We start from the raw sequence: 25,668 nt of genomic DNA on the forward strand, positions 1-25,668 counted from the left end.
GGATCGACTCCTCCCGCATAGACTGACCAGGACCGATCCCTGTGCGACCGAAGGAGTTTGCATGACCGAGATGAACCGCCGAATCCGCCTCGCCTCCCGCCCGGTGGGCGTGCCGCAACCGGACAATTTCATCCACGACGACGCCCCGGTCCCGGAACCCGGGTCCGGCGAAGTCCTGCTGCGGACCCTCTATCTGTCGCTCGACCCCTACATGCGCGGCCGCCTGTCCGACGCCAAGTCCTATGCCGCTCCCGTCGAGGTCGGCGACGTGATCGTCGGAGGCACTGTCTCCGAGGTCGTCGAATCCACGGTGCCCGAGTTCACCCCCGGGCAGATCGTCCAGGGCTACGCCGGCTGGCAGTCGTACTCCGTCGAGCCCGCCTCGCGCCTGCGGCTGCTCGACCCCGCCGAGGCGCCCGTCACCACTGCGCTCGGCGTGCTGGGAATGCCAGGCTTCACCGCTTACGCGGGTCTGCTCAAGATCGGTCAGCCGAAGGAGGGTGAGACGGTTGCCGTCGCCGCCGCCACGGGGCCGGTCGGTTCGGCGGTCGGGCAGATCGCCAAGCTCACAGGCTGCACCGCGATCGGCATCGCAGGAGGATCGCAGAAGGTCGCCTACCTGGAGGAGCTCGGCTTCGACCACGCGCTCGACCACCGGGGTGAGGACCTGCGCGGAGCGCTCAAGACCGCCGCGCCCGACGGCATCGACGTGTATTTCGAGAACGTCGGGGGAGCGGTGTGGGACGCAGTGCTGCCGCGGCTCAACACCTTCGCGCGGGTCCCGGTCTGCGGGCTCGCCGCCAACTACAACGCCACCTCGCTGCCGGAAGGGCCGGACCGGACTCCCGCTCTGATGCGCAGCGTCCTCTCCAAGAGCCTGCTGCTGCGCGGCTTCATCCAGACCGAGTTCGTGGAGTCGACATTCGCGGACTTCCTGCGCGACATGGGCGAGTGGGTGCGCGTCGGCAAGGTGAAGTACCGGGAGGACATCACCGAAGGCCTCGACAACGCGCCGGCGACCTTCGTGGGCATGCTCGACGGCAAGAACTTCGGCAAGACCCTCATCAAGGTCGCGGACTGAGGAGCATCACGGTCGCGGACTGAGGAATTGCGACTCAGGTCCCGACCGACGACACTGCCGGCTGAGCTGCGAGCTCAGCCGGCAGTGTCGTCCTTGCGGTGCTCGTCGGAACCGTGAGTGCCCTTGGTTCGGCGGAACTTGACCACCAGGGCTGTGGCCGCCGCCCCGACCAGGGTGGTCGCAAGGGTGATGAGCAGCCCGGCACCCTCATAGGGTGAGCGGTTCGGATTCGGCTTCGTCATCAGAGCACCGTTCCCTCGTTTCGACTTGACTGAACTGTCTTCAGTCGCGGGCTGATCCCGGACACCCAGGTCCGATACCACCGAGGGTACGCCGTGCAGCTGATATTCGGACAGGTCGCGGGCGCGCGACCGGTCACAAGTCTCGGCAGGACCCGTTGGCAGCACGATCGACGAGGTGGGGTGTCTCTCCCGGCTGGAGCCTGGTGCCGGCGACCGCGGGGGAGGACTCACCCGAGCCCTCATCAGTCAGGGGGCTGATCGTCTCATCCGAAGTCCTCGAACACCGCTGCCGGTGCGACTCCTGCACCGAGGGCGAGGGTGAGCAGGAGACGAGATTTCCGGGCGTCCAGACGTCCTCCCCGGATCAGCCCGCGCGAGAGCAGGTCGATCTCCGCTCCCGGGTAGCCGTAGGTGTGCGCCAATGTCGAACCCGAACCCGTCCGCGAGGCGAGCACCACCGGAATGCGACCTGCAAGCCGCTCGACCCGTTCGACGGTCGATGCCGGCACGTGCCCGCCGCCCACTCCCGCAAGCACCGCACCCGCGTACCCGAGGTCGGGCAGCTGATCGATCCACCGGAGGGACTCGCCCAGTCCGACCTCGATGTGCGCCACCTCGGGGAAGGGGGAATGTGCCGATGGTTCGGCGGCCTGGGAGGTCTCCGAACCGGGCGCCTCGGGAACGGCAAACTCCGCCGGCAGCGCGAGTGCCGCCGGGATGTGCGGCAGCTGCAGCCGGTCCTCGACGACCCAGCCGAGCGGGCCGGCCGCCGGGCCCGAGGTGAAGGCGGCAATCGAGCTCGTGTGCGCCTTCCGCACGAATGTCGGGTCGTGGACCTCGTCGGCGAAGACCGCGAGCGCGGGGAGCTGCCGGATTCGGGGGTCGAGGGCGACGATCGCAGCGGCGCGGACGTTCGCCGGGCCGTCCGCACCGGGCAGGGTGGGGTTGCGCATGGCGCCGGTCAGGATGATCGGGATACCCGAGTCGTTGAGGAGCGAGAGCACGAATGCCGAGTCCTCCAGGGTGTCGGTTCCCTGGGTCAGGACGATGCCGCAGGCCCCGCGTGCGGCGGCGCGGCGAGCAGAGCGCGCCACCTCGGCGAGGATCTCCAGGGTGATGCTGCCGGAGCCCACCTGGGCGAGCTGCTCGAAGGTGACCTCCGGTGCTCCTGTCGGCAGGGTGTCGAGCTGGGCGGCCGCGGCGATCTCGTCGGCAGAGGCGGACGGCTGCACCCCGCCGGAGGTGTCCGAAGAGCTGGACGCGATCGTGCCGCCCAGGGCGATGACGTGAAGCGTGGGCATGCGGCTCCCTTTCGGTCGGGCATTGGGATTCCAATCGAGCACTGAGATTCGATGGGAAGATGGTCCTGGGCGTCAGGATAGCCGTGCGTCAGGACACGGGCGGCTGCGAGGCCGAAGACCCGGGCGCCCTTGCATGACTGCGCGATCGGGATAGCGTGGGGAAGTATGAGCCACGAGAGCCCTTCCGCAGGGAAGCACCCACGCCACGACCAGCACGACGTGCTCGGTCAGGAGCATGCCGGCCACGTGAGGCAGGGCGAGCCGACCGGGGGCGAGCACGACCACTCCGGCCACGACCACTCCGCCCACTCCGGCCACGACGACTCCGGCCATGCCGAGCACCACGATCACTCGGGCCACGGGGAGCACGGCGGCCACGACCACTCGCATCACGTGACGATGTTCCGGAATCTGTTCTGGATCATGCTCGTCTTCGCGATCCCCACGACACTGCTGTCCCATGGCTTCGCGAACATCATCGGCTACTCGCTGCCGGACACCCCGCTGGTGAACTGGACACCGGTCGTGCTCGGCACGGTCATGTACGTCTGGGGTGGCAAGCCGTTCCTCACCGGCGCGGTCTCCGAGCTCAAGGATCGCAAGCCCGGCATGATGATGCTGATCTCGCTCGGCATCACCGTGGCCTTCCTGTCCTCCTGGGCCGCCTTCCTCGGCATCGTGAGCATGCACCTGGAGTTCTGGTGGGAGCTCGCCCTGCTGGTCGTGATCATGCTGCTCGGCCACTGGATCGAGATGCGCTCGCTGGCCTCCACCCAGTCCGCGCTCGGCTCCCTGGCGGCGCTCCTGCCCGACACCGCCGAGCGCCTCTCCGCAGACGGTGCCGCCACCGAGGAGGTCGCCCCCGACGACCTCCGCCTCGATGACATCGTGCTCATCCGGCCCGGCGGCAGGGTGCCCGCGGACGGCGTCATCGTCGCCGGCAGCGCAGCGATGGACGAGTCGATGATCACCGGCGAGTCGCGGCCGGTCGCCCGCGGCGAGGGGGAGCACGTGGTGGCCGGCACGATCGCCACCGACTCCGGCATTCGCGTCCAGGTCACCGCGATCGGTGAGGACACGGCGCTGTCGGGCATCGCCCGGCTCGTCGACGAGGCCCAGCGCTCCGCCTCCCGCGCCCAGCGGCTCGCCGACAAGGCCGCCGGCTGGCTGTTCTGGTACGCCCTCGGCGCCGCTGCGCTGAGCCTCGTCGCCTGGCTGATCCTCGGCACCCCGCAGCAGGCGTTGACTCGCGTCATCACCGTGCTCGTGATCGCCTGCCCGCACGCCCTCGGCCTCGCGATCCCGCTGGTGGTCTCCATCGCGACCGAGCGCGCCGCGCGCGCCGGCGTGCTGGTCAAGAACCGGACGGCGCTCGAGGCGATGCGAACCGTCGACGTCGTCCTCTTCGACAAGACCGGCACCCTGACCAAGGGGGCCCCGGTCGTCAACGAGATCCGCCCGGCCGGCGACCGGTCAGCCGATGAGATCCTGGCGCTCGCCGCGGCCGCGGAGCTGGCGAGCGAGCACCCGCTTGCCACCGCGATCACCGCTTCGGCGTCCCAGCGGGGACTCACCGTGCCCGAGGCCACCGACTTCACCTCGTCGCCGGCGCTCGGCGTCACCGCACGGGTGGACGGCGCCGAGGTGTCCGTCGGCGGACCCGGCATGCTGGAGCAGCACGGCCTGGCCGAGCTCGGCGTCGAGGACTGGAAGGCCCGCGGCGCGATCATCCTCCACGTCGTCGCCGACGGGCAGGTGCTCGGCGCGCTCGCCCTCGACGACGAGATCCGCGCGGTCTCCCGGCAGGCGGTCGACGCGCTGCACGCCCGCGGCATCGAGGTTGCGATGATCACCGGGGACGCCGAGGCGGTCGCCCGTTCCGTCGGACGCGAGCTCGGCATCGACCAGGTCTTCGCCGGAGTCCGGCCGGAGGGCAAGGGTGCGGCGGTCAAGCAGCTGCAGGACCAGGGCAAGACCGTGGCGATGGTCGGCGACGGCGTCAACGACGCCCCTGCTCTTGCCCAGGCCGACATCGGGCTGGCGATCGGGGCGGGCACCGACGTGGCGATCGCCTCGGCGGATGTGGTGCTCGCCGCCGACGACCCGCGCGCGGTGCTGTCGGTCATCGAGCTGTCGGAGCGCGCGTACCGGAAGATGGTCCAGAACCTGTGGTGGGCCGCCGGCTACAACCTCATCGCGGTGCCGCTGGCCGCGGGTGTGCTCGCACCCATCGGCTTCGTCATGCCGATGGCGGTCGGAGCGCTCCTGATGAGCGCCTCGACCGTGGTGGTGGCCCTCAACGCGCAGCTGCTGCGCCGGGTCGACCTGTCCCCGAACGCGCTCGTCGGCACGGCGCCCGCGGAGGGGACGAGCCGAGGGGAGCCGGCTAGCGCAGCGCAGTCCAGATCATGAGCATGGTGACGAGGAAGCCGACGACGTAGTTGAGCCACAGGAACACCCTCCACCCGCGGTGGGCGTCGGCGGAGGTGGCGTCGGTGATCGACCAGAACCGGCCGGTGTTGAGCGCGTAGGGCAGCGCCAGCAGGCCGGCCAGCTGCACCGGCCAGAAGGTCAGCACCAGCAGCACTCCGGCGGCGAGGTAGACGACCGTCGCGAGCCGAACAGTGGCTCGGGCGCCGAACGCCGTCGCCACCGATTTCAGGCCGCCCTCCCGGTCCGGGAGGACGTCCTGCACGGCGCCGAAGGCCTGGCTGGCGACTCCCCACAGGAAGAACGCCCCGAGGATGAGCCAGGCGTCGCCGTCCAGCGGCTGCCCCAGCAGCGCCAGCCCGAACCAGGCCGGCGAGGAGAAGTGGATCGAGGAGGTCACGGAGTCCAGGACCGGGATCTCCTTGAACCGCAGGCCCTTGACCGAGTAGGCCACCACCGCGAACATGCTCAGCACCAGCACGGCGTTGGACAGCCAGGAGCCGATGACGAAGAGGTACACGAGGAACGGCACGCAGGCCACGACCGCGGCGATCAGGATCCGGGAGTGCTGGTCCGGGGTGGCGAGGTGGCCCTCGACGCCGCCCTTGCGGGGATTGCGCAGGTCGGATTCGTAGTCGAAGACGTCGTTGATGCCGTACATCGCGAGGTTGTACGGCACGAGGAAAAACATCGTGCCGAGCACGAAGGCGAGGTCGATCCCGCCGCCGCCCAGCAGATAGGCGGCTGCGAACGGGAAGGCCGTGTTGATCCACGACAGCGGCCGCGAGGCGATGAGCAGCTCACGCACGGTGCTCTCCCTTCCGCTCCGACGGGGTCCGCTCCCGAGGCGACCGCGGCTCTCGGCGGGCCGTGAGCTCCCACAGGGCGGGCAGGACCAGCAGGGCGAACACCGTGTAGGACAGGTCCTCGACGGGCATGACCCCGATCGTGATGCCGGAGATGTGCGGGTCGGCGTAGGTGAACAGGCCCACCCGGATCATGAGGTTGTCGAATACGATCGTCAGCGCGATCAGCGCGACCGCGGTGATGAGGAGGGCGAGCCGGGCGATCCCGCGGCGCGTCCAACCGAACAGGGCGACGGCCGCTGCTGCGGCCAGGAAGACGATGTTGATGGCGGTATAGGTCATGCCGTGCGCCTCGTCTCGTGAGCGCCGGTGGCGCCGTTCGCGCGGCCGAGGTGCCGGAGCAGCCGCGCCAGCCCGGTGTAGAGATTCATCGTCAGCCAGCACAGGAAGATGAGGAAGAAGACCTCCTCGATCGGCAGCTCCGGCGCGACCTCGATGCCCGTCATGTAGGGACTGTCGCCGCGGGCGAAGACGCCGAAGAGGATGCCGGCGGCGTCCCACAGCAAGAACGCGGCCAGGCCGATGCCGTGGACGACAGCGGCCCGCCGCCAGTCGGCGAACCAGAAGAGCCGGTGCCGCCAGTCGAGCAGGGCCATGCCCGCCGTCGAGAACAGCACGCAGCCGAGGTACGCCCAGCTCATCGAGGCTCCGGGGCGGTGCCGGCGCCCACCGCGTCGAGCCAGCCGCCCGAGGTGTCGCCGCGCAGGGCCTTGACGACGTTCTCCGCGCTGATCAGGCACATCGGCAGTCCCACGCCGGGCGCGGTGAATGCGCCGGCGCGGTACAGATTCCCGATCTTCGCGGAGCGCGCGCCGTCGCGGAAGAAGACGCTCTGCCGCAGGGTGTTGGCCGGGCCCAGGATGGTGCCCTGCCAGGCGTGGAAGTCGTCGACGTAGTCGCCGGGTCCCAGCGTTCGGCGGACCACGATGTGCTCGGCGAGGTCCGGCTCGCCCGCCCACGCGGCCAGCTGCTCGACGATCCGGTCGCAGTAGGCCTCGAACTCCACCTGGCCCGACCGCAGGGAAGGGTCGGCCGGGCTCGGGACCAGCACGAACACGTTCTCGCAGCCGTCGGGAGCGACGCCCGGATCCGTGCGCGAGGGCGCGCACACGTAGACCGAGGCGGGGTCCGGCAGGGATCTGTCGTCGCCGAAGATCGCCCCGAAGTTGGCATCCCAGTCGGTGGTGAGGAACAGGTTGTGGTGGGCCAGCGAATCCAGCCGGCGGTCGATGCCGAGCATCATCACCACCCCACCCATGCCCGGATCTCGGCGGGTCCAGGCGGCGCTGTCGGTGGTGCGGAAGCCCGGCTCGACGAGTGTCGTCTCGACGTGGTGGAGATCGCAGGCCGCGACCACGAGGTCTGCGGGGAGCACCTCGAGCCCGGCGCTCGTGCGGGCGACCACCTCGGACACGGTGCCCGGCCGGGCGGCGCGGCCCCGAGCCCGGTCCACCGGCAGGGCGACCACCTCGGCGCCGGTGCGGAATTCGACGCCGGCGGCGCGCGCGCAGCGCTCGATCGCGCTGATCACGGTGTACATGCCGCCCATCGGGTACTGCACGCCGTCGATGAGGTCGAGCCGGCTCATGAGGTGGTAGATCGCCGACGCCCGATCCGGGCTCATCGCCAGGAACACTGCCGGATAGCCGAGGATCTGGCGCAGCAGCGGGTGGGTCACGGTGCCCTCGATCCGCTCCGCGAGGGAACTCGTGAGCATCCCGGCCAGCGGACCGATGTTGCCGAGCACGTCGGGGTGGGCGAGCGCTGCGGGGGAGTCGAAGGTGGAGTAGAGGAGGTGGCGCAGCGCGATGTCGTAGGTCTTCGAGGCGGAATCGAGGTAGGCGTCCAGGCGCGGACCGCAGCCGGGCTCGAGGGACTCGAACAGCTCGCGGACGCGCTCCCGGCCCAGCGGCACGTCGGCGACCCGGCCGTCCTCGGCGAACACCCGGTAGGCAGGGTCCAGCGTCACGAGCTCGAGCTGCTCGGCCGCTGAGGTGCCGCACAGCCGGAAGAAGTGATCGAACACCTCCGGCATCAGGTACCAGCTGGGCCCGGTGTCGAAGGTGAAGCCCGCCTCCCGGTGGCTGCCGGCGCGACCGCCCAGCCAGTCATTGCGCTCCAGCACGGTGACCTCGTGCCCCTCGTGGGCCAGGAGGGTGGCGGTGGCCATCCCGGCGATCCCGGCTCCGATGACGACGGCACGGCTCATGGTTCTCCTCGGGTGGTGCGGGGCTGGGTGCTGCCGGAATCGGTGGTGCAGAGCTGAGTGCTGCGATTGCGCCGGGGCCTGCGGGAGAGCGGCCGGCCGGCCAGCGCGGCCGCCGCGATCTGCAGCTTGCGCGGCTGCGAGACCCGGATGCGGGTGGTGCGGACCCGCTCGGCCGGTGTCCGGTCGATGGTCAGGGTGAGCTCATGGAAGATCCCGTGCGCGGTCCACACTGCGGGCCGGACAGCCGCCGGCAGCAGCGGGATCCGGGCGGCGGCGGTGTCGAGCTCGCCGAGGATCTCGGCGGCGAGCGCATGCTTCTGCTGCTCGGTCAGCTGCTCGGGATCCACCCCCGGGAAGTACGCCCGGCCCAGCTCCCCGGCGTCCTCCGCCAGGTCGCGCAGGAAGTTGACCTTCTGGAAGGCCGAGCCGAGGGCACGCGCTCCGGTGTCGACGTCGTCGGCGATCTCTGCGGGTGGTGTGCCGTCGAAGAACGCGCGCACGCACATCTCGCCGATCACCTCGGCGGAGCCGTGGATGTAGCGCCGGAGGCCGTCGGGATCGAAGGTCTGCGGCCGGGCGTCAGCCCTCATCGAGGCGAAGAACGGTTCCCAGTGCTCGGGCCCGATCGCGGTGCGGCGGGCAGTGTGCGCGAAGGCGTGCACGACGACGTCGGTGGAGAATCCCGAGGCGACCGCGTCGGCGATCCGGGACTCGAAGTCATCGAGCAGCGCGAGCTTGGCCGCGGGATCGGAGCTGTCGAAGCCGCCGTCGACGATCTCGTCGGCGACCCGGACCATCGCGTAGACGGAGGTGATGTGCACGCGGGTGGGCGCCGGCAGGGTGCGGGTCGCCAGCGAGAAGGACGTGGAGTAGCTGCGCAGGATCTGATGCGCCGCCTGCTGGCACGTCCGCGTGTAGGCGGACTGGGCGGGGGTGGTCGCAGTCACGGGGCGGCCTCGGTCATTCTCTCAGCGTATTGCACGGCCGGCCGGCCGCCGGACAGGTATCGCACGGGCGGCCGGCCCCCGAACAGCTCACGGTCGTCCCGTCAGTCACGGGCGCCCACATGGCCGAACAGGCTTCGATATCGGGTGGCCCCGGAGATCTCGATGTGACCTCCGCTCCAGTCGGCGTCCGTGTCCGCTGCCGACTGCGGGTCCCCGAGGACTGCCGTTCCGGTGCGGGCGGGACTGAGCGCGCGCCGGATCGCCGAGGCGACGTCGGTCCTCGGATGGTCGGCGAACCAGTCCGACGGCAGCGGATGGGTGCAGACCATGTCCTCGGCGACGCTGCGCGCCAGCGCGGTGACCGTCCGGCGGGGCAGCCCGGACACCCGGGCCACGCTGCGGCCGACGACCTCGGCCGGCACCGGCCCTGCCGCGACCTGCGGGCGGACGATCCCTGCGACATCGGCATAGAGCCGGATGAAGTCGGGGTAGGTCATGATCTCCGGGCCGCCGATGTCGACGAACCCGGTGCGGTCATCGGCCAGCGCGCATCCGAGCGCATGGAGGACGTCGACGACGGCGATCGGCTGCACCCAGTTGTTCATCCAGCTCGGAATGGGGATGACCGGCAGCCGCTCGGTCAGCCGCCGGACGATCTCGAAGCTGGTGGAGCCGGCGCCCACGATGATCGCCGCGCGCAGCGACAGCGTCGGAACTGCGCCGGCCAGCAGGATCTCCTCGACCTCCAGCCGGGACCGGATGTGACGGGAGTGGCGGGCCTGCTCGCCCTCGGGCACCAGCCCGGACTGGTAGACGACCCGGCCGACACCCGCCTCGGCGGCGGCCCGCGCAAAGCCCCGGGCTGCGCGTGCATCCAGGCGGACGAAGTCCCGGTTCTCGAGGGAGTGGACGAGGTAGACGGCAGCGTCCGCGCCACGCATCGCCGGCACCTGGGTGTCCTGCCGCAGGGCGTCGAACTCCACCGCGCGGACCGAGTCCGACCAGGGGAAGTCCGCAAGGCGGTCGGGGCGCCGGGCGCCGGCTGTCACCTCATGGCCGGCGGCCAGCAGGGCGGGGACGAGGCGGGAGCCGAGGTAGCCGGTGGCCCCGGAGACGAATACGCGCATGGTGTCCTCACTCGTGGGAGACGATCCGAGCCTTCCGGGAACGGGTTCGTCCCCAGGGCTCATCACCTAGTATCGGGGGTGTGGTATCTGCTCCGCACACCGCCCAGAGCACCGGACGCACCTCGCCCGTGCTCGTGGCCGCCATCGTCGTCCCGCTGGCCGCCGGGATCTCGGCGCTCTACCTGACTTTCACCGTGCCCTATGAATCCCGGGAGTTCTTCCGGTACTCCGCGATCCTGGCCGCCTGCTGGGTCGCGGTGTTCGCGGTCGGGACCGCGATCGGGGTCCGGCGCTCACGTGGGCAGGCGAGTGGCAGTGAGGCGGCGGGCGGCGCGCGGCAGCCGGATCGAGAGCCGGTGTCGCTGCGCCGGGCGTGCGGGACCGGTGTGGCGTTCGGTGCCGTGATCGGGCTCATCAGCGTGGTCGGGGCGTTGGCCCTGTCCCTCATTCCGCTGACCGCGGGGCTGGTCGAATCGGTGCTCGGCCCGATCCGGGCCGAGAACTTCGTGCCCGTGTTCTTCACCGCGCTGATCGTCGGGATGGCCGAGGAGCTCGCCTTCCGCGGCGGGGTGTTCGCGGCGCTGCCCGCGCGGAAGGTGCTGTGGTCGACAGTGATCTACGCACTCGCCACCGCCGCCACCCTCAACCCCGCGCTCGTGCTGGCCGCTGTGGTGCTCGGTGCGCCGCTGGCCTGGCTGCGCGCTCGCACCGGACACGTCCTCGCATCGGTGGCGGCACACGCGGTGTGGACCTGCGTGACGCTCGGACTGCTGACGGTGATCCTGTGAGCCGTGCTGGCCGTGTTGCTGTGAGCCGTGCTGGCCGTGCTGCTGTGAGCCGTGGCAGCCGGCGGGCGACGGCCGCCTTCGCCGTCGCTGCTGCAGGGGCCGTGCTGCTGAGCGGGTGCTCCGCTTTCGGAAGCGATCAGGAGGACGCCTACCCGGTTCAGGCGACCGCCCGCGGGATCACCCCCGGGTTCATGGTCGAGGTGCGCGGGGAGGCGCTCGTCGTCGAGTACACGCTGGAGAACTCCGGCCAGGAGCCGGTCACGGTCGTCGACCAGCTGCCCGCGGTGATCGGGATGAGCGACATGACCCAGGACGATGTGGATCCCCGCCTCGCCTACGTCGGCGCGGCCGGCGACCGGACCATGCGGATCTCCCGCCAGGTGTTCGGACTCGGGGACGACTCCGGCAATCCCGACGTGCAGCCGGTCGTCGGCGGCACCCGGCTGGAGCCGGGTCAGGAGCACGAGGGAGTCATGGAGGTGCCGCTGCCGGTGCAGGCGAAGGCGCCCGGCTACTCGACGCCGAACTTCAGTGACGGGGGCCTGGGCCGCAGCGAGCAGGTGCAGGCGTGCCTCGGGATCGTGGGGGACCTGCCGGGCGAGGGCGAGTTCCGCCGCGTCCCCGTCAGTCAGCAGGACCAGGTGCTCGTGTGCTCGGCGCCGGAGGCGCTGCCGGAAGGGGTGACGTTCGCATGACCGACTCGCAGCTGACTGCCCGCACCGCGGCCGGGCAGCCGGCGCTGACGGTGATCTTCGATGGGTACTGCGGCTTCTGCACCCGGTGCGCGGAGTTGGGGCAGCGCCTCGACGGGCATTCCCGCGTCCGATTCCTCGCCCACCAGGCGCCGGGAGTCCGCGAGCGCTTCGGGATCACCCGAGAGCAGGCGGAGTACCAGATCTGGGCCATCGACGCTGCCGGCGGAAAGCGGGGAGGAGCACAGGCTGCCGCCGCGATCCTCGACACGATCCTCGGTTCGGCGCCGTGGGTGGGGTCGAGGCCTGCCGCCGAGCGAATCAGCCGAGGCAACGGACGGGCCGGCCGAGGCGCCGGACGGGCCAGGCGAGGCGGCGTCCGGCACGGCAACGTCCGGCGAGCCCGGACCCGAGGCCTCCTCGAAGGCCTCGCCGGGCTGCCCGGGATCGAGCAGGGGCTCGACCGTGCCTACCAATGGGTGGCCCGCAACCGCGGCCGCTTCCCGGGAATGACTCCGTGGTGCCAGTCCCACGCGGGGCAGTGCGGCCCCTGATAGCCTGCGGACGAGGCCATCCCACCGACGCGAACCCATCCACCGCACGTGACGCCACCACCGCGAAGGGCTCTCCATGCCGAAGCCGCTCTCCCCGACGTCCCGAATTCTCAGACTCTCCGCTCTCACCTGCGGCGCCGTGCTCGTCGCGGGCCTTGCCGGCGCAGGTGGCTATGTGCTCCGGAACACCACCTACGCTCGCCGTGACCACGCGAGCGCCGCGGCCGCCGGCTTCGCCGAACGCGCGACGATGATCAACGGGTATCCCATTCGATATGCCGAAGGCCCGGACAATGGTCCGGCGCTTCTCCTCATCCCCGGCCAGACCAGTGATCTGCTCAACTACGCCCGCGTGATGCCCGCGCTCTCCGCCGACTTCCACGTCTACGCCGTCGACGTGCCGGGCCACGGCGGGTCTGCCTGGGATCCGGAGCTCTACAGCGGACCGGTGCTCGGCGAGCTGTTCGCCGACTTCGTGGCGGGAGTGATCGAAGAGCAGGCCATCGTCTCCGGGCACTCGTCGGGAGGGCTGATCGGCGCGTGGATGGGTGCCTCCCGGCCGGAGGTCGTCTCCGCCCTCGTCCTCGAGGATCCCCCGTTCTTCTCCTCGGTGATGCCGCGCGCCGCTGACACCTCGAACTACCGGGACCTCGCGACGATCGCCCATCGCTTCCTCGACCAGGACGGCACCGATGACTTCGTGGCCTACTACCTGCAGCACTCGGAGTTCTTCGAGCTGTTCGGCCGGAGCGCAGACCGGCTCCGCCAGGCGGGCATCGATCAACGCTTCGACGGGTCGGACTCGCCGGTGAGCTGGCCCTACATGCCCCCGCTGATGAACGAGTTCTTCCGCGGCATGGAGTCCTACGACCCGCACTTCGGGCAGGCGTTCTACGACAACAGCTTCCACGACCACTTCAATCACGAGCTCACGCTCGCCGCGATCAGCGTGCCCACGCTGCTGATCCACTGCAACTGGCAGTACGACGACGCCGGCCTGCTGCTCGCCGCGATGACCGACGAGGACGCCGCCCGTGCCCTCGACCTCATCCCCGACTGCCGGTTCGCCCGGATCAGGTCGGGGCACAGCTTCCACTTCGAGAAGCCGGGCCGCTTCGCCCGCCTGGTGCGAAGCTTCGCCGCGGAGACGATCCACGAGGTCGACGTCCTCGACTGACACCCGGCGCGGCCCGCTCCCTCCCGGTCCGGAGGCGCCGGCACCCCTACACTGGCGGACATGGACAGATCAGCGAGCATGCGCCGCAGGGCCGAACAGGTTCCCGGCCTCAAGTCGATCCGCCGTCCGATCTCCTGGACCGAAACCGGTGCCGACCACACCGCGGACACTGCTCCCGGCGTCGCGCCCGCCGCTGAGACCACCATCGCCCAGGCCGGCCGCGGAACCCCCGCAACCGCCGCGGATCCGTTCGCCCCCAGTGCCGCCGGAGCGGCGGCCGCCGGCTTCGTCGGGCCCGAGTTCGACCTCAGCTACATCCGCCTCGGCTCCGAGGCGCGGGCCGGCCGGCTGCCGTTCGCGCGTGGTGCCGGAGGCCGGAAGCGGGCAGGCGCCTCGGCGGCGGAATCCCTTCCCGTCGTCGTGATCCCGGGCGGCCCCGGGCTGGCCTCGGCGCTGCCGTACCTGCACTTCCGGCGGGCGGCCGCCGCCTCCGGTCTCGACGTCGTCATGGTCGAGCACCGCGGAGTCGGCCTGTCCCGCCACGACCTGCTCGGCCACGACCTGCCGCTGGAGGCGATGCAGATCAGCCTCGTCGTCGACGACATCGCCGCCGTCCTCACCGCCGAGGGAATCGAGCAGGCCGTCATCGTCGGCTCGTCCTACGGCTCTTACCTGGCACAGGGGCTCGCGGTCAGCCACCCGGAGCTGGTCGCCGGCCTCGTGCTCGACTCGCCGATGCTGTCCGTCGTCGACGACCGGGTCGGCCGCGAATACGCCCGCGACCTGCTCCTGCGCGGGACCGTGGGCGGCCCGGAGACACGGCTGCTGGCAGCCAAGATCCACGATCTCGTCGACTCCGGCACCGTCGACGAGCAGGAATTCGGGCGCAACGTGCGGATCATCTTCGAATTCGCCGGCCCGGACGTGCTCGACCAGTACCTCAATCAGCTGCGCCTGGGCCGGGTGAAGCAGACTGAGGCGCTGCTCGAGCGGTTGGGCACCTCCGAGGTGTCGCAGACGATGCCCTGCATCATGGAGTTCGACCTGGTCGGCCAGATCTGGTTCCGGGAGCTCAAGGACCCCACCGACGGGGACGGGGCGATTTTCGACAGTTCCCACGAGTTCGATGCGGTCCGCGACCGGTACGGCGAATTCGTCGGCGAGCCCTACCGTCTGGCCCAGGCGCTTCCGGAGTTCGACGTCCCTGTGCTGGTGCTCTCCGGTGACCGCGACCTGCGCACACCGCGCCCGGTGGCCGAGGAGATCGTGCGCCTGGCACCCGAAGGCATGCTCATCGATCTGCCCGGCCACGGACACAGCGCCCTCGACACACACATGAACGCCGTTCTCGCCGCGGCCGAGGCGGTGGCCGCCGGGCGTGCAGGGGAGCTGGCCTGGCAGCCGGACCGGTTCACCGGTCTGAAGAGGACCGGCGGTCCCAGCCTCCTGGTGGGCCGCACGCTGGCTGCCGCGCTGACGGCCGATCGGCTGCTGCCCCGCTGAGGTGCGGCCCCGCTGCGATGCTGTCCCGCTGAGCCGCGCCCCCCGCTAGACTGACTGCAGCACGCTCACAAGGAGGTCCGCCGTGCCCGAAACGCCCCAGTCAGCACAGTCCCCGAGGGTGGAGAGCCCCGATTCCGCACCGCTGCACACCGAGATCACGCAGGGAGCGATGATCCTGACGCTGCAGCGCCCCGAACGGCGCAACGCCGTCAACCAGGAGTTGGCGGACGCGCTGGACCACGCCTTCGCGGTCGCCGAGGTGACCCCGTCCATCAGGGTCATCGTGCTCACCGGCGCCGATGGGTACTTCTCGGCGGGAACCGACCTGAGTGAGGGCACCTCCCCGAAGACCGAGGACGGCGGCTCATACGGATTCGTGCGCAGGCAGCGCAGTGTTCCGGTGATCGCCGCGGTGGAGGGATTCGCGCTCGGCGGCGGGTTCGAGATGGTGCTCGCGTGCGACATGGTCGTCGCCGCCGACGACGCCCGCTTCGGGCTGCCGGAGGTCAAGCGCGGGGTCGTCGCCAACTGCGGAGCGTTCTTCCGAACGCCGTCGAAGCTGCCCCCGACACTTGCCGCGGAGATGCTGCTGACGGGTGATCCCATCTCGGCGGTGCGCGCTCAGCACATGGGACTGGTCAACGTGGTCACCGAGCCGGGAGAGGCGCTCGAGGCGGCATGCGATCTCGCCCAGCGCATCACCGCGAACTCGCCGGCTGCAGTCGCGGAGACCACGCGGGCCCTCATCGAGGCCCGCGAGCTGGCGGAGGAAGAGCTGTGGCCGCTGACCGAGCGGGCATCCCGGGTGCTGTGGGAGTCCGAGGACAGGAAAGAGGGAATCGCAGCCTTCTTCGAGAAGCGGGAACCGCGCTGGCGGACGGACTGAATCCCATCCGCGGACAGGAGTGACCGGCAGGCGATACAGGTCTTGTCATCGGGCGCGCGAGGTGCCAAGAATAATGAATGGAAGTCGTCATCGTCATCCTCGCGGTGCTGCTGATGATCGGAGCGTATTTCGTCATCGGGCGGCTGGCCATCCCGGCTCGGGAGCGGCTTCCAGTTCGTGCGCTCGGCCTCCGTGGGATCTTCTGGACCGTGATGCGCGCGGTGCGGTACCTGAGTCCGCGGTCGTCGCGCTCTCAGGAGCGAACGGAGCACCGCAGCGATGAGCGCAAGAAGGACGGTGCGTAGCGGCTGAGGGACCGGGCGCGGCTCACTGTTGCGGGCGGCTCACAGCCGCAGCCGGGCGCCGCGCAGCTTTCCCACGGCCGGCAGATCCGGATCGGCCCAGTGCACGGTGTCGAGCTCCTCGGGCGCCAGCCAGCGGATCAGATCGTGATCGGTGCTGTGCCGTGGAGTCTCCGAGGAGTCGGCGATGAAGTAGCAGGCGAGATCGATGGTCGTGTCGCCCACCGGCGTGGCGCTGCGATCGAGGAGCTCGCCGACTGCAACGGTCACCGACATCTCCTCCGACAGTTCCCGCACCAGCGCGTCCTGCGGTGTCTCGTCGGCCTCGACCTTGCCGCCGGGGAACTCCCAGCGTCCTTCCGCGCTCTTGCCCGGTGCGCGTCGGCAGGCGAGGATCCGGCCGTCGTCGACGAACACCCCGGCGACGACTTCGATGTGTCGGGACATGTGTCCGACTGTAGCCGGAGCCGCGCTCCGGGCTGAGATCGCGACCGCGCTCGCGGTCCGACCCTGGCCGCCTCCGGGAACCGCGCACTATCCTCGACAGCAGGAGGCATCCACCATGAGCGCACTCACTGACGTGACGATCTGCCGGACCTGCGGCGTCGAATCGGAGTCGGAACCGCCGGCGGTCTGCCCGATCTGCGACGACGAGCGCCAATGGGTGCCGCAGTCCGGGCAGGAGTGGACCAGCCGCGAGGAGCTCGAAGCCGAGGGCCACACCATCTCCATCACCGAGCGGGAGCCGGGACTGTACGCACTGCGGACCGAGCCGAAGCTGGGAATCGGGCAGACGTGCTACCTGGCCCAGTCCGAACGCGGCAATCTGCTGTTCGACATCCCGCCCTACATCGACGCCGAGGCGGTCGCCGCCGTTGCCGAGCTCGGCGGCATCCATGCCATCGCCGCCAGCCACCCGCACATGTTCGGAACCCAGCTCGAATGGAGCGGCGCTTTCGACGACGCGCCCGTCTTCGTCTGCGCCCTCGACGCGGGTTGGGTCCAGCGGAGAGGCTCGGCTCTGCGGTACTACGAGGACGACGCCGAGGTGCTGCCCGGGATTCCGCTGCGGCGCACCGGCGGGCACTTCCCCGGCAGTGCGGTCGCGCTGTGGACGGGGCGGGATGGGACAGGCGTCATGCTCAGCGGCGACTCGATCGGGCCGGTGGCCCGCACCGGCTGGGTCACCTTCATGCGCAGCTTCCCGAACTTCCTTCCCCTGTCGGCCGACGTCGTCAAGCGGATCGCCGCCTCGGTCGCGGATCTGGAGTTCGACCGGATGTACGGCAACTTCGGCCAGCAGATTCCCACGGGGGCATTCGCCGCAGTCCAGGAGTCCGCGCAGCGGTACGCCGAATGGGTCTCCGGGGAGCACGACCACCTGACCTGAACGGGTGCTCTTCCCTTCGGATCTCGTCGTGATGCGCGGTCGCCGACGGTCACGACGTCGCCCGCCAAAAGCGCCAGATCTCCGTGCAGTCGCGGCCATCACGCATTCCGAGCACCAGCGCTCGAGCTGCCTCCTCAGGGCTCGTCAGCTCGGTGCGCCAGTTCTCGCGCGGGCTGTAGCGTCGGAAGCCGATAGCCGCCAGCCCTTCGGGGTTCTCGGGGAAGCCGTCGTCGCGGAACCAGCCGCCGTACTTCTTCGCGCCGACCTCGACGATGTAGCCGCCGACCTCATACTTCTCCGGGTCGGCGAAGATGCACTGACCGTAGCGGGAATGCTTCGGCTTCCGGCGTCTCGATCGCGACTGCTTCTGGGGGCCAGGACTGCTGGTTGCAGGGCTGCCGGCGCCGGAGCCTGAGCCGCCGGCGCTGGAGCCCCCCGAGCGAAATCCCCCCGAGCCGAACCCCTCATCGCCGGATCCCTCTGCGGCAGGTTCGTCGGCGTACTCGTAGACCTCGAAATCGCCGTCCTGGAGGCCGCTCAGAGTCCGCGCGATCCGCTCGATGAGGTTGTCCCACGGGTCGATCATCGCTCTGTCAGATCACAGCCGGGCCAGGATCTCTGCCGTTGCCAGCGCCGCGGTCGCTGCTTCGTAGCCCTTGTCCTCCCGCGAGCCCGGCAGTCCCGCGCGATCGAGCGCCTGCTCGTCGGTGTCGCAGGTCAGCAGTCCGAAGCCCACCGGTTTCCCGCTGTCCAGAGCCACCCGGTTGAGGCCGTCCGTGGCGGCCGCGCAGACGAAGTCGAAGTGCGGTGTTCCGCCCCGGATCACCACGCCCAGCGCCACCACGGCGTCATGGGTGGCTGCGGCCTTCTGCGCCACCACCGGCAGCTCGAAGCTGCCCGGCACCCGGAGCAGGGTCGGTTCGATCTCGGCTTCGGCGGCGGCGCGCTGGGCCCCGGCGATCAGGCCGTCCATCACCTCGTCGTGCCAGGAGGAGGCGACGATCGCCACCTTCAAGCCCGATCCTGCCTGCGGTGTCAGATCGGGTGCTCCGTGGTGTGCCATCAGCCGGCCTTCCTTTCGCTCTTCGACTGCGGGAGTTGCTCTGCCTGGGGAAGAGATTCTGCTTGCGTCAGATCCCCTGTCTGCAGGAGATCCTGTGCCTGGGAGAGCGGACCCGCGTCGGGGAGTGATTCTGCGTCGCCAGCGGTGCTGAGCAGGTGGTTCATCCGCACCCGCTTGGTCTCCATGTACCTGGCGTTCTCGGGACGCACCGGCACCTCGACGGGCAGGCGCTCCTCGACCTCTACCCCGAGCTCCTGCAGCGCAGTCACCTTTGCGGGGTTGTTCGTGATCAGCCGCACCCGTTCGATGCCCAGCTCTTCGAGGATCGCGGCGGCCGCCCCGTAGCTGCGGGCGTCGTCCGCGAAGCCCAGCGCGCGGTTCGCGTCCACCGTGTCCACGCCCCGCTCCTGCAGGGCGTAGGCCGCCAGCTTGTTCGCCAGGCCGATCCCGCGGCCCTCATGGTCCCGCATGTAGATGAACAGGCCCCCCTCGTCGGCGATCCGGCGCAGCGACTGCTCGAGCTGCTCGCCGCAGTCGCAGCGATGCGAGCCGAAGATGTCGCCGGTCAGGCATTCGGAGTGGACCCGCACCAGTGGGGCCGGGGTGCTCGCCGGCTGACCCGACTCGAGAGTGAAGTGCTCGATCCCGTCGACCACCCACGCCCGCGCCGTGAAGGTGCCGAAGGTGCTCGGCAGGGTGACCGGTTCACCCGTGACGGCCCGCGGTAACTCCCGCGCATCCCGGGCGTCGAGCCAGACGATGAGATCCTCGATCGACACCACGGCCAGCTCGTGCTCGGCGCCGAAGTCCAGCAGCGCATCCAGGCGCATCATCGACCCGTCGTCGTGCACGAGCTCGGCGATCACCGACACCGGCTGCAGGCCGGCCAGCTGTGAGAACTCGACTCCCGCCTCGGTGTGCCCCGCGCGTTCTCGCACACCGCCCTCCTTGGCGATGAGCGGGAAGATGTGGCCGGGACGAGAGATCGCCTCGGGGCCCAGTGCCGGATTGGCGAGCACCAGGGCGGTCTGCGCGCGGTCGGAAGCGCTGATGCCGGTGGTGGTGCCTGCGATGGCATCGCAGGACACCGTGTAGGCCGTGCCCTTCGGGTCCTCGTTCTGCGACACCATCGGCGGAAGCTTCATCTCCGCGGCCCGAGTCGCGGTCAGCGGAGTGCAGATCACTCCGGAGGTGTGACGGATCAGGAATCCCATCCACTCGGGCGTCATGAGCTCCGCGGCCATGATGAGGTCGCCCTCGTTCTCCCTGTCCTCGTCATCGACGACGATGACGGGTCGTCCGGCGGCGATGTCGGCGATCGCACGGTCGATGGTGTCCAGGCGCGATGCGCCGGCGGTGTGTCTGCCGCTGTTCATCCCTGCAGCCCTTCTTTCGTGTTCAGTGCGGATGTTGAGGAGAGGTCAACGGTGTGCTGGAAGCTCAGGAGCCGTTCGGCGTATTTGGCGAGCACATCGACCTCGATGTTGACCTGCTCGCCGGCCTCCGCCTTCCCGAATACGGTGTTCTCCAGGGTCGCCGGAATCAGCCCGACCTCCACCCAGGCGGGTTGATCGCCGGGAGCGCTCACAGCCGTCAGCGTCAGGCTGGTCCCGTTGAGTGCGATCGAGCCCTTCTCCGCGGTGTAGGGGGCGAGCTCCTGAGGGATGTCGACCCGGAAGCGGACCCAGCCGCCCTCGTCGACGAGTTCGCTGATCGTGCCGACGCCGTCGACGTGGCCCTGCACGACGTGGCCGTCGAACCGGCCGCCTGCCGGCATGCAGCGCTCGAGGTTGACGCGGCTGCCGGCGGTGAGCGAACCCAGATTGGTGCGCTGCAGAGTCTCGCCCATCACATCGGCGGTGAATCGGCCGTCCGTGCCCGCCTGCTGCGCTTCGTCCGCTGTCGCGGGGACGGCCGTCAGGCAGACGCCGTTGACCGCCAGCGACCCGCCCTGCGGGAGGTCCGCGACGATCGGCCCGGCGTCGATGGTGATGCGGGCGAAACCGCCGTCGTCCCTGACGTCGACGTCGGTGACGACGCCCAGGGATTCGATGATTCCGGTGAACATGCTGCTCCTCTTCGGATCTGCCTCAGTCGGCCGTGTCTCGTTCGGATGGGTGCTGGTCGGATGCGCTGCAGTCGGGGTCGGCGTCGGACCGATTCGGGTCGGGCGCCGGGACGAGGCGGAGGAACACGTCCGGCCCGAGCCTGGCGGGCGCCTCGGGGCCGGCGAAGTCCGGGGTGAACCGGTAGGCATCGGACAGGGTGGCGACCTCGAGGCCGCGCACCGCCGGAAGGCCCTCGCCGAGCAGCAGGGGTGCGATGTAGAGCTCGATCTCGTCGACGAGGTCGGCGGCCAGGAAGGCGCCGGCGACGTGAGCTCCGCCCTCGACGAGCAGGTGCTCGATGCCGGCGGCGCCCAGCTGCCGGACAGCCTCCGCCGGATCGTGGGTGTGCAGCCGCAGGGTCGCCGGGTTGCGGCCGAGGTGTGAGTCGGCGGGAATCTCGCGCTCGCCGAGAACGACGGGAACGGGCTGCTCCGCCCGCTCGCGGCCGCCTTCGTCGCGCGCGGTCAGTCGCGGATTGTCGGCGATCGCAGTGCCGGTGCCCACCAGAATCGCGTCGACGCGAGCGCGCAGGGCGTGCACGTGATCCCGGGACTCCTGGGAGCTGATCCACCGGCTGGTGCCGTCCGCGGCGGCGATCCGACCGTCGAGGCTCTGGGCGAGCTTGAGCGTCACGAACGGCCGGTGGGCGGCCTTGGCCGCGAACCAGCGGGCGTTGAGCGCATGCGCGTCGTCGGCGAGCAGACCTCCGACGACCTCGACCCCGAGGTCCCGCAGGCGCTCGGCGCCGCCGGCGGCGGTGTGATGAAGGTCGGGGTACGCGTAGACGACCCGGGGGATCCCGGCGTCGGCGATGAGGTCGGCGCACGGGCCGGTGCGGCCGGTGTGATTGCACGGCTCCAGGCTGACGTACAGGGTGGAGTCCGTCAGGTCGATGCCTTCGGAGCGGGCTCGCAGCAGCGCGTCGACCTCCGCATGCGGGGTGCCCGCGCCGCGGTGCCAGCCGACGGCGAGTGTTCCGTCCGCGCCTCTGACGGCGGCTCCGACCAGCGGGTTCGCTCCGCGCACTCCGTGGCCTGCGGCGTCGAGGGCAACGCGCATCGCCTCCGTGTCGGAGTACGAGAAAACCGTCCGGTCTGCGTCCACGTGCCTCTCCTGGTCTGACCGGGAGAGGGAGGGGCAGTCACCGAACGGTTCGACGAATGCAGGGGAGTGCCGCGGTTGGAAGCTGCGACTCTCCCGGAGCCGGGTGATCAGCTGGTGATGCAGGGCATCCCCGGCGTCTGCTCGGACTCCGTCACGTTCCTCCCATCCAGACTGTACTGTCGGTCTCGGAATTTCACCGAGTCGACCGCAGACTCCTGCCGAAGCAGAGACGCGCGGTTCGCGGACTGTAACCGCCGGCACGGAATCTCACCGTCCCCGGAACATGTGGCACCCACTATACGACTGATCAGGGCAGGTGAGAAACGCGGGCCCGGATAGCGAGACGCAGAGTCCGAGCCCGAGCCCGAGTCCGAGTCTCACCACTCCTCGTGGGTGCGGGAGTCCGCGGCGTCGCTCTCGGGGTGTTCGAGGGTCGTCAGGGCGACCAGGTCCTCGCCGTCCAGGTCGAAGTCGAAGACGTCGGCGTTCACGCGCTGCCGCCGCGGGTCGCCCGACTTCGGGATGGCGACGATGTCCTGCTGCACGATCCACCGCAGGGCCACCTGCTCGGGGGCGACCTCGTGCTTGGCGGCAATGCTGTGGAACACGAACTGCGACATCAGGTCCTGCCGCTTGCCCAGCGGTCCCCAGGCCTGCGTGACGATGGCGTTGTCCCGGTGGAAGGCCACGGTCTCGTGCCGGGGGAGCGCTGCGCTGAGCTGGATCTGGTTGATCGCCGGCCAGACCCCGGTCGCGTCGTGGAGCTCTTCGAGCTGCTCGGGCCGGAAGTTGGAGACGCCGGGAACGCGGACGGTGCCCCGATCGACGAGTTCGAGGACCGCCTTCCACGTGTCCAGGGTGAGCCCGCGCGAGGGATTCGGCCAGTGGATGAGCAGGATGTCGATGCGGTCGAGGCCGAGGCGCCGGAGGGATTCCTGGGCCCCGTTCAGCGTCTCCTGGAAGCCCTGGTCGCCACCGGCGACCTTCGTGGTCACCATGATCTCGTCGCGGTCGATTCCGCTGGACCTGATGCCTTCTCCGACAGCTGCCTCGTTGCCGTACTGCGCCGCGGTGTCGATGAGGCGGTAACCCGACTGGAGTCCCGCTGCGACCGCATCAGCGCCCGGGGGACCCTGCAGGCCGTACGTCCCCAGGCCGATGAGCGGGATGTCGATGGTCTCGTTCAGCGGGATCGTGGGAAACATGCTGCCAGTCTACGGGCGAGTCCGCCGGTGCGGCCAGAGGTGCTCCGGGGCTCAGTCCTCGTAGTCGGAGCTGCGCTGCGTGGTGCCGGGAGACGAGTCGGACCGGCGCCATGCGCATTCGAGGCCCTCGCGGGCTCCGAACCTGACCAGGTGGCGGCCGAGCACGTCCTCGAAGCGCTCGACCTGGTCGGCGGGTGCGGTGAGCTCGAGATCGAGCACTCCGTCACGAGCTGTCAGGGTTGCGGTGACGGCGCCGTCGGAGAAGGCGCCATCGCCCCGCTGGCTGTCCTCGTCCCAGCTGAACGGCACCTTGCGGCCCATGTGGGACGCGAGCTGCTTGCCGTAGCGGCCGGGTCGCTCGGTCTTGACGCTCGCGGACGAGGTCACGGTGGGAGTGGATTCTGCTGTCATGTCTCCAGTCTAACCGCCGCTTAGGTTCTCCTAACTTCGATGGTCGAGATGGTGAATCGGCGGTGCGCGGAGGGAGCGGCGAGGTCCTGCCGGAGGTCACAGCCGACCCGAGGGCGGCCCTCGTGTCCCCGCGGCCTCCTACACTGCAGAGCATGGACATGTCCCCAGCGCCGGCCGTCACCAACCTCCGCGAATCCGCCCTCACCGCTCTCCGGGAGCTCACGGGGAACCCGGACGCCGCATTCCACCCGGGGCAGTTCGAGGCCATCGAATCCCTCGTCGCCGGCAGGCGGCGCACTCTCGTCGTGCAGCGCACCGGCTGGGGCAAGTCGGCCGTGTACTTCGTGGCGGCCCGGCTGCTGCGGCAGGCCGGTCGGGGTCCCTCTCTCATCATCTCCCCGCTGCTGGCGCTCATGCGCGATCAGGTCGGTGCCGCTGAGCGGGCAGGGGTGCGAGCCCACACCCTCAACTCCTCGAACGTCACCGAATGGGACACCGTGCTCGGCGATCTCGGATCGGGCGCGGTCGACGTGCTGCTCATCTCTCCGGAGCGCCTCAACAACCCCAAGTTCCGCGACCACGTGCTGACGCACCTGCTCGGTGAAGTCGGGATGATCGTCGTCGATGAAGCCCACTGCATCTCCGACTGGGGTCACGACTTCCGCCCGGACTACCGGCGGATCGGCGCCCTGCTGGACGGGCTGCCCGCGGACCTTCCGGTGTTGGCGACCACGGCGACGGCCAATGAGCGCGTCGCCGCAGACGTCGCGGAACAGCTCGGGCAGGACACCCTCGTGATCCGCGGTCCGCTGGCCCGGGACTCGCTGCGATTGGGGGTCGCGCCGGTGCGGCCGTCGAGCACCCGCATCGCCTGGCTGGCCGAACACCTCGACGGTTTCGCCGGCTCCGGGATCATCTACACGCTCACGGTCTCTGCCGCCCAGGACACCGCCAGAGCCCTCCGGCAGGCCGGCTGGGACGTCGCCGCGTACACCGGTGGAACGGACCCGCAGGATCGCGAGCAGCTGGAAACCGCACTCAAAGAGAATCGCCTCAAGGCACTGGTGGCCACCTCCGCGCTGGGAATGGGATTCGACAAGCCGGACCTGGGCTTCGTCATCCACCTGGGGGCGCCTTCGTCCCCGGTCGCCTACTACCAGCAGGTCGGTCGAGCCGGCCGCGCCACCGACTCCGCGGATGTCCTGCTGCTGCCCGGGGCGGAGGACCGGGACATCTGGGAGTACTTCGCCACCGCCTCGATGCCGGAGGAGGCCGACGCGGCAGCCGTGCTGTCGGCGCTCGACGAGGCGCGGGGCGAGCCGATCTCCGTCCCGCGCCTCGAGCCGCTGGTCGGGGTCAAGAGGTCACGGCTGGAACTGCTGCTCAAGACGCTGCAGGTCGACGGGGCGGTCGATCGGACGCAGGGCGGGTTCGTCTCGACCGGGACCGGCTGGGTCTACGACGCCGAGCGCTACGCGAAGGTGGCCGAGGCCAGACGTCGCGAAGCCCAGGCGATGCTCGACTACGAGCGCACCTCGGGCTGCCGGATGCGATACCTGGCTGAGCAGCTCGACGACCCGGCCGCCGCGGACTGCGGACGGTGCGACACCTGTGCCGGACAGTGGTGGACCGACGAGGTCTCCGACAGCGGCCAGGAGCAGGCTCGCGCCCTGCTGAGCTCCGTCGGGCTTCCGGTGGAGCCGCGCGCCTCCTGGCCGACCGGACTGCCGTCGATCGGCGTCGACCTCAAGGGCAGGATCCCGCAGGAGGAGCGCTACAGCACCGGGCGCGTCATCGCCCGCCTGACCGACCTGGGGCCCGGCCAGCGGCTGCGCGAGTTCCTCGCCCCGACGGCACCCGACGAGCCGGTGCCGGCCGACATCGGAAAGCTGTGTGTGCGCGTGCTGGCCGACTGGGACTGGGAGCGGCGACCGGAAGCTGTCGTATCGGTGCCGAATCCGCTCCGTCCGACCACGGTGTTCTCGCTGGCCGCGGAGTTGGCTCGGGCGGGGCGGCTGATCGACGCAGGTGCCCTCACCGCGCGCCATCCCACCGGAGACCCTGATGTCAACAGCGCATTCCGGGTGCGCGACGTCTATGACGCATTCGCGGCCGGCCCGGAGCTCGCCGCTGCCATCACCGGCAGGGTGGTGCTGCTCGTGGACGCGGAGATCGTGTCGCGCTGGACGATGACCGCGGCGGCGCGCGTCCTCCTGCAGGCAGGCGCCGCGGACGTGCTGCCGTTCGCGCTGGCCCAGCGCAGCTGACCGTTGGTGCCGGAC

General features: G+C 70.2%; 27 protein-coding genes and 1 riboswitch. Of the genes, 11 read left to right on the top strand and 16 right to left on the bottom strand.

The window, feature by feature from the left end:
• Positions 1-61: 61 nt before the first annotated feature.
• Complete coding sequence (gene curA, locus LXN01_RS14410) at positions 62-1,081, top strand: NADPH-dependent curcumin/dihydrocurcumin reductase (protein ID WP_236866200.1); 1,020 nt, start codon at positions 62-64, stop codon at positions 1,079-1,081.
• A 74-nt stretch (positions 1,082-1,155) separates the two neighbouring features.
• Here the strand turns inward: curA and LXN01_RS14415 are convergent, their stop codons facing one another.
• Positions 1,156-1,323, bottom strand: a complete 168-nt coding sequence (locus tag LXN01_RS14415; RefSeq protein WP_236866202.1) for a hypothetical protein — start codon at positions 1,321-1,323, stop codon at positions 1,156-1,158.
• 263 nt (positions 1,324-1,586) lie between these two features.
• Positions 1,587-2,624, bottom strand: a complete 1,038-nt coding sequence (locus LXN01_RS14420) for an asparaginase domain-containing protein (RefSeq protein ID WP_236866204.1) — start codon at positions 2,622-2,624, stop codon at positions 1,587-1,589.
• 165 nt (positions 2,625-2,789) lie between these two features.
• Here LXN01_RS14420 and LXN01_RS14425 point away from each other — a divergent pair, with 165 nt between their 5' ends.
• Positions 2,790-5,036 (top strand): heavy metal translocating P-type ATPase, encoded by a 2,247-nt coding sequence (locus LXN01_RS14425; RefSeq protein ID WP_236866206.1) that lies wholly within the window; start codon positions 2,790-2,792, stop codon positions 5,034-5,036.
• Here LXN01_RS14425 and LXN01_RS14430 read toward each other — a convergent pair.
• The 6 genes from LXN01_RS14430 to LXN01_RS14455 form a co-directional block, all read right to left on the bottom strand.
• Positions 5,011-5,862 carry a prenyltransferase gene (locus tag LXN01_RS14430; protein WP_236866214.1) on the bottom strand — a complete coding sequence of 284 codons (852 nt, stop codon included), beginning with the start codon at positions 5,860-5,862 and terminating at the stop codon, positions 5,011-5,013. The two genes, LXN01_RS14425 and LXN01_RS14430, sit on opposite strands and share 26 nt — an antisense overlap.
• Positions 5,855-6,202: a lycopene cyclase domain-containing protein gene (locus LXN01_RS14435; RefSeq protein ID WP_236866216.1), complete on the bottom strand. Its 348-nt coding sequence runs from the start codon at positions 6,200-6,202 to the stop codon at positions 5,855-5,857. Before LXN01_RS14435 ends, LXN01_RS14430 begins: the two co-directional genes overlap by 8 nt.
• Entirely contained in the window at positions 6,199-6,561 is a 363-nt protein-coding gene (locus tag LXN01_RS14440; RefSeq protein ID WP_236866218.1) for a lycopene cyclase domain-containing protein, read from the bottom strand. Before LXN01_RS14440 ends, LXN01_RS14435 begins: the two co-directional genes overlap by 4 nt.
• On the bottom strand, positions 6,558-8,129 hold the full coding sequence (gene crtI / locus LXN01_RS14445; RefSeq protein ID WP_236866228.1) for a phytoene desaturase family protein: 1,572 nt from the start codon (positions 8,127-8,129) through the stop codon (positions 6,558-6,560). The genes LXN01_RS14440 and crtI overlap by 4 nt, the downstream gene beginning before the upstream one ends.
• Positions 8,126-9,076 (bottom strand): phytoene/squalene synthase family protein, encoded by a 951-nt coding sequence (locus LXN01_RS14450; protein ID WP_236866230.1) that lies wholly within the window; start codon positions 9,074-9,076, stop codon positions 8,126-8,128. Before LXN01_RS14450 ends, crtI begins: the two co-directional genes overlap by 4 nt.
• 101 nt (positions 9,077-9,177) lie before the next feature.
• Positions 9,178-10,203: an NAD(P)H-binding protein gene (locus LXN01_RS14455; protein ID WP_236866232.1), complete on the bottom strand. Its 1,026-nt coding sequence runs from the start codon at positions 10,201-10,203 to the stop codon at positions 9,178-9,180.
• 80 nt (positions 10,204-10,283) lie between these two features.
• Between LXN01_RS14455 and LXN01_RS16445 the strand changes: the two genes are divergently transcribed.
• From LXN01_RS16445 to LXN01_RS14490, 7 genes are all read left to right on the top strand, one after another.
• Positions 10,284-10,991, top strand: coding sequence for a CPBP family intramembrane glutamic endopeptidase (locus LXN01_RS16445; RefSeq protein ID WP_236866234.1), 708 nt, complete (start codon positions 10,284-10,286; stop codon positions 10,989-10,991).
• Positions 10,992-11,035: 44 nt separating this feature from the next.
• Entirely contained in the window at positions 11,036-11,686 is a 651-nt protein-coding gene (locus tag LXN01_RS14465; protein WP_236866236.1) for a hypothetical protein, read from the top strand.
• Positions 11,683-12,237, top strand: a complete 555-nt coding sequence (locus LXN01_RS14470) for a thiol-disulfide oxidoreductase DCC family protein (RefSeq protein ID WP_236866238.1) — start codon at positions 11,683-11,685, stop codon at positions 12,235-12,237. Before LXN01_RS14465 ends, LXN01_RS14470 begins: the two co-directional genes overlap by 4 nt.
• 76 nt (positions 12,238-12,313) lie before the next feature.
• Positions 12,314-13,414 (top strand): alpha/beta fold hydrolase, encoded by a 1,101-nt coding sequence (locus LXN01_RS14475; RefSeq protein ID WP_236866240.1) that lies wholly within the window; start codon positions 12,314-12,316, stop codon positions 13,412-13,414.
• A gap of 60 nt (positions 13,415-13,474) precedes the next feature.
• Positions 13,475-14,917 carry an alpha/beta hydrolase gene (locus tag LXN01_RS14480; protein ID WP_272902521.1) on the top strand — a complete coding sequence of 481 codons (1,443 nt, stop codon included), beginning with the start codon at positions 13,475-13,477 and terminating at the stop codon, positions 14,915-14,917.
• Positions 14,918-14,999: 82 nt separating this feature from the next.
• Positions 15,000-15,803, top strand: coding sequence for an enoyl-CoA hydratase-related protein (locus LXN01_RS14485; protein WP_236866244.1), 804 nt, complete (start codon positions 15,000-15,002; stop codon positions 15,801-15,803).
• A 77-nt stretch (positions 15,804-15,880) separates the two neighbouring features.
• Positions 15,881-16,108, top strand: a complete 228-nt coding sequence (locus LXN01_RS14490) for a hypothetical protein (RefSeq protein WP_236866245.1) — start codon at positions 15,881-15,883, stop codon at positions 16,106-16,108.
• A gap of 39 nt (positions 16,109-16,147) precedes the next feature.
• On the opposite strand, the gene LXN01_RS14495 is transcribed toward LXN01_RS14490, so the two are convergent.
• Positions 16,148-16,552, bottom strand: coding sequence for a (deoxy)nucleoside triphosphate pyrophosphohydrolase (locus LXN01_RS14495; RefSeq protein ID WP_236866247.1), 405 nt, complete (start codon positions 16,550-16,552; stop codon positions 16,148-16,150).
• A 115-nt stretch (positions 16,553-16,667) separates the two neighbouring features.
• Between LXN01_RS14495 and LXN01_RS14500 the strand changes: the two genes are divergently transcribed.
• Positions 16,668-17,495 carry a hydrolase gene (locus LXN01_RS14500; protein ID WP_236866249.1) on the top strand — a complete coding sequence of 276 codons (828 nt, stop codon included), beginning with the start codon at positions 16,668-16,670 and terminating at the stop codon, positions 17,493-17,495.
• 49 nt (positions 17,496-17,544) lie between these two features.
• On the opposite strand, the gene LXN01_RS14505 is transcribed toward LXN01_RS14500, so the two are convergent.
• The 7 genes from LXN01_RS14505 to LXN01_RS14535 all read right to left on the bottom strand — a co-directional run bounded on the left by LXN01_RS14505 (position 17,545) and on the right by LXN01_RS14535 (position 23,386).
• Entirely contained in the window at positions 17,545-18,081 is a 537-nt protein-coding gene (locus LXN01_RS14505) for a hypothetical protein (RefSeq protein ID WP_236866251.1), read from the bottom strand.
• Positions 18,082-18,093: 12 nt separating this feature from the next.
• Complete coding sequence (ribH, locus tag LXN01_RS14510; protein WP_236866253.1) at positions 18,094-18,558, bottom strand: 6,7-dimethyl-8-ribityllumazine synthase; 465 nt, start codon at positions 18,556-18,558, stop codon at positions 18,094-18,096.
• Complete coding sequence (gene ribB, locus LXN01_RS14515) at positions 18,558-19,934, bottom strand: 3,4-dihydroxy-2-butanone-4-phosphate synthase (protein ID WP_236866255.1); 1,377 nt, start codon at positions 19,932-19,934, stop codon at positions 18,558-18,560. The genes ribH and ribB overlap by 1 nt, the downstream gene beginning before the upstream one ends.
• Positions 19,931-20,626 (bottom strand): riboflavin synthase, encoded by a 696-nt coding sequence (locus tag LXN01_RS14520; RefSeq protein WP_236866257.1) that lies wholly within the window; start codon positions 20,624-20,626, stop codon positions 19,931-19,933. The genes ribB and LXN01_RS14520 overlap by 4 nt, the downstream gene beginning before the upstream one ends.
• 22 nt (positions 20,627-20,648) lie before the next feature.
• A complete protein-coding gene (ribD, locus tag LXN01_RS14525) occupies positions 20,649-21,770 on the bottom strand; it encodes a bifunctional diaminohydroxyphosphoribosylaminopyrimidine deaminase/5-amino-6-(5-phosphoribosylamino)uracil reductase RibD (RefSeq protein ID WP_236866259.1) in 1,122 nt (373 codons plus the stop codon).
• Positions 21,771-21,920: 150 nt separating this feature from the next.
• A riboswitch (FMN riboswitch) is annotated at positions 21,921-22,058 on the bottom strand.
• Between the two features lie 89 nt (positions 22,059-22,147).
• On the bottom strand, positions 22,148-22,975 hold the full coding sequence (locus LXN01_RS14530; RefSeq protein WP_236866261.1) for an aldo/keto reductase: 828 nt from the start codon (positions 22,973-22,975) through the stop codon (positions 22,148-22,150).
• 51 nt (positions 22,976-23,026) lie between these two features.
• Positions 23,027-23,386, bottom strand: coding sequence for a DUF2218 domain-containing protein (locus LXN01_RS14535; RefSeq protein WP_236866263.1), 360 nt, complete (start codon positions 23,384-23,386; stop codon positions 23,027-23,029).
• Between the two features lie 158 nt (positions 23,387-23,544).
• Here LXN01_RS14535 and LXN01_RS14540 point away from each other — a divergent pair, with 158 nt between their 5' ends.
• Positions 23,545-25,653, top strand: coding sequence for a RecQ family ATP-dependent DNA helicase (locus tag LXN01_RS14540; RefSeq protein ID WP_425547675.1), 2,109 nt, complete (start codon positions 23,545-23,547; stop codon positions 25,651-25,653).
• Positions 25,654-25,668 lie beyond the last annotated feature (15 nt).

The organism is Brevibacterium daeguense (genome assembly GCF_021729135.1).
In the GTDB taxonomy this organism is placed as follows: domain Bacteria; phylum Actinomycetota; class Actinomycetes; order Actinomycetales; family Brevibacteriaceae; genus Brevibacterium; species Brevibacterium daeguense.

Coding starts and splice junctions, on each gene's coding strand:
- curA (WP_236866200.1), top strand. CDS start 62: ATGACCGAGATGAACCGCCGAATCCGCCTCGCCTCCCGCCCGGTGGGC.
- LXN01_RS14415 (WP_236866202.1), bottom strand. CDS start 1,323: ATGACGAAGCCGAATCCGAACCGCTCACCCTATGAGGGTGCCGGGCTG.
- LXN01_RS14420 (WP_236866204.1), bottom strand. CDS start 2,624: ATGCCCACGCTTCACGTCATCGCCCTGGGCGGCACGATCGCGTCCAGC.
- LXN01_RS14425 (WP_236866206.1), top strand. CDS start 2,790: ATGAGCCACGAGAGCCCTTCCGCAGGGAAGCACCCACGCCACGACCAG.
- LXN01_RS14435 (WP_236866216.1), bottom strand. CDS start 6,202: ATGACCTATACCGCCATCAACATCGTCTTCCTGGCCGCAGCAGCGGCC.
- LXN01_RS14440 (WP_236866218.1), bottom strand. CDS start 6,561: ATGAGCTGGGCGTACCTCGGCTGCGTGCTGTTCTCGACGGCGGGCATG.
- crtI (WP_236866228.1), bottom strand. CDS start 8,129: ATGAGCCGTGCCGTCGTCATCGGAGCCGGGATCGCCGGGATGGCCACC.
- LXN01_RS14455 (WP_236866232.1), bottom strand. CDS start 10,203: ATGCGCGTATTCGTCTCCGGGGCCACCGGCTACCTCGGCTCCCGCCTC.
- LXN01_RS14470 (WP_236866238.1), top strand. CDS start 11,683: ATGACCGACTCGCAGCTGACTGCCCGCACCGCGGCCGGGCAGCCGGCG.
- LXN01_RS14475 (WP_236866240.1), top strand. CDS start 12,314: ATGCCGAAGCCGCTCTCCCCGACGTCCCGAATTCTCAGACTCTCCGCT.
- LXN01_RS14480 (WP_272902521.1), top strand. CDS start 13,475: ATGGACAGATCAGCGAGCATGCGCCGCAGGGCCGAACAGGTTCCCGGC.
- LXN01_RS14490 (WP_236866245.1), top strand. CDS start 15,881: ATGGAAGTCGTCATCGTCATCCTCGCGGTGCTGCTGATGATCGGAGCG.
- LXN01_RS14495 (WP_236866247.1), bottom strand. CDS start 16,552: ATGTCCCGACACATCGAAGTCGTCGCCGGGGTGTTCGTCGACGACGGC.
- LXN01_RS14500 (WP_236866249.1), top strand. CDS start 16,668: ATGAGCGCACTCACTGACGTGACGATCTGCCGGACCTGCGGCGTCGAA.
- LXN01_RS14505 (WP_236866251.1), bottom strand. CDS start 18,081: ATGATCGACCCGTGGGACAACCTCATCGAGCGGATCGCGCGGACTCTG.
- ribH (WP_236866253.1), bottom strand. CDS start 18,558: ATGGCACACCACGGAGCACCCGATCTGACACCGCAGGCAGGATCGGGC.
- ribB (WP_236866255.1), bottom strand. CDS start 19,934: ATGAACAGCGGCAGACACACCGCCGGCGCATCGCGCCTGGACACCATC.
- LXN01_RS14520 (WP_236866257.1), bottom strand. CDS start 20,626: ATGTTCACCGGAATCATCGAATCCCTGGGCGTCGTCACCGACGTCGAC.
- LXN01_RS14530 (WP_236866261.1), bottom strand. CDS start 22,975: ATGTTTCCCACGATCCCGCTGAACGAGACCATCGACATCCCGCTCATC.
- LXN01_RS14535 (WP_236866263.1), bottom strand. CDS start 23,386: ATGACAGCAGAATCCACTCCCACCGTGACCTCGTCCGCGAGCGTCAAG.
- LXN01_RS14540 (WP_425547675.1), top strand. CDS start 23,545: ATGTCCCCAGCGCCGGCCGTCACCAACCTCCGCGAATCCGCCCTCACC.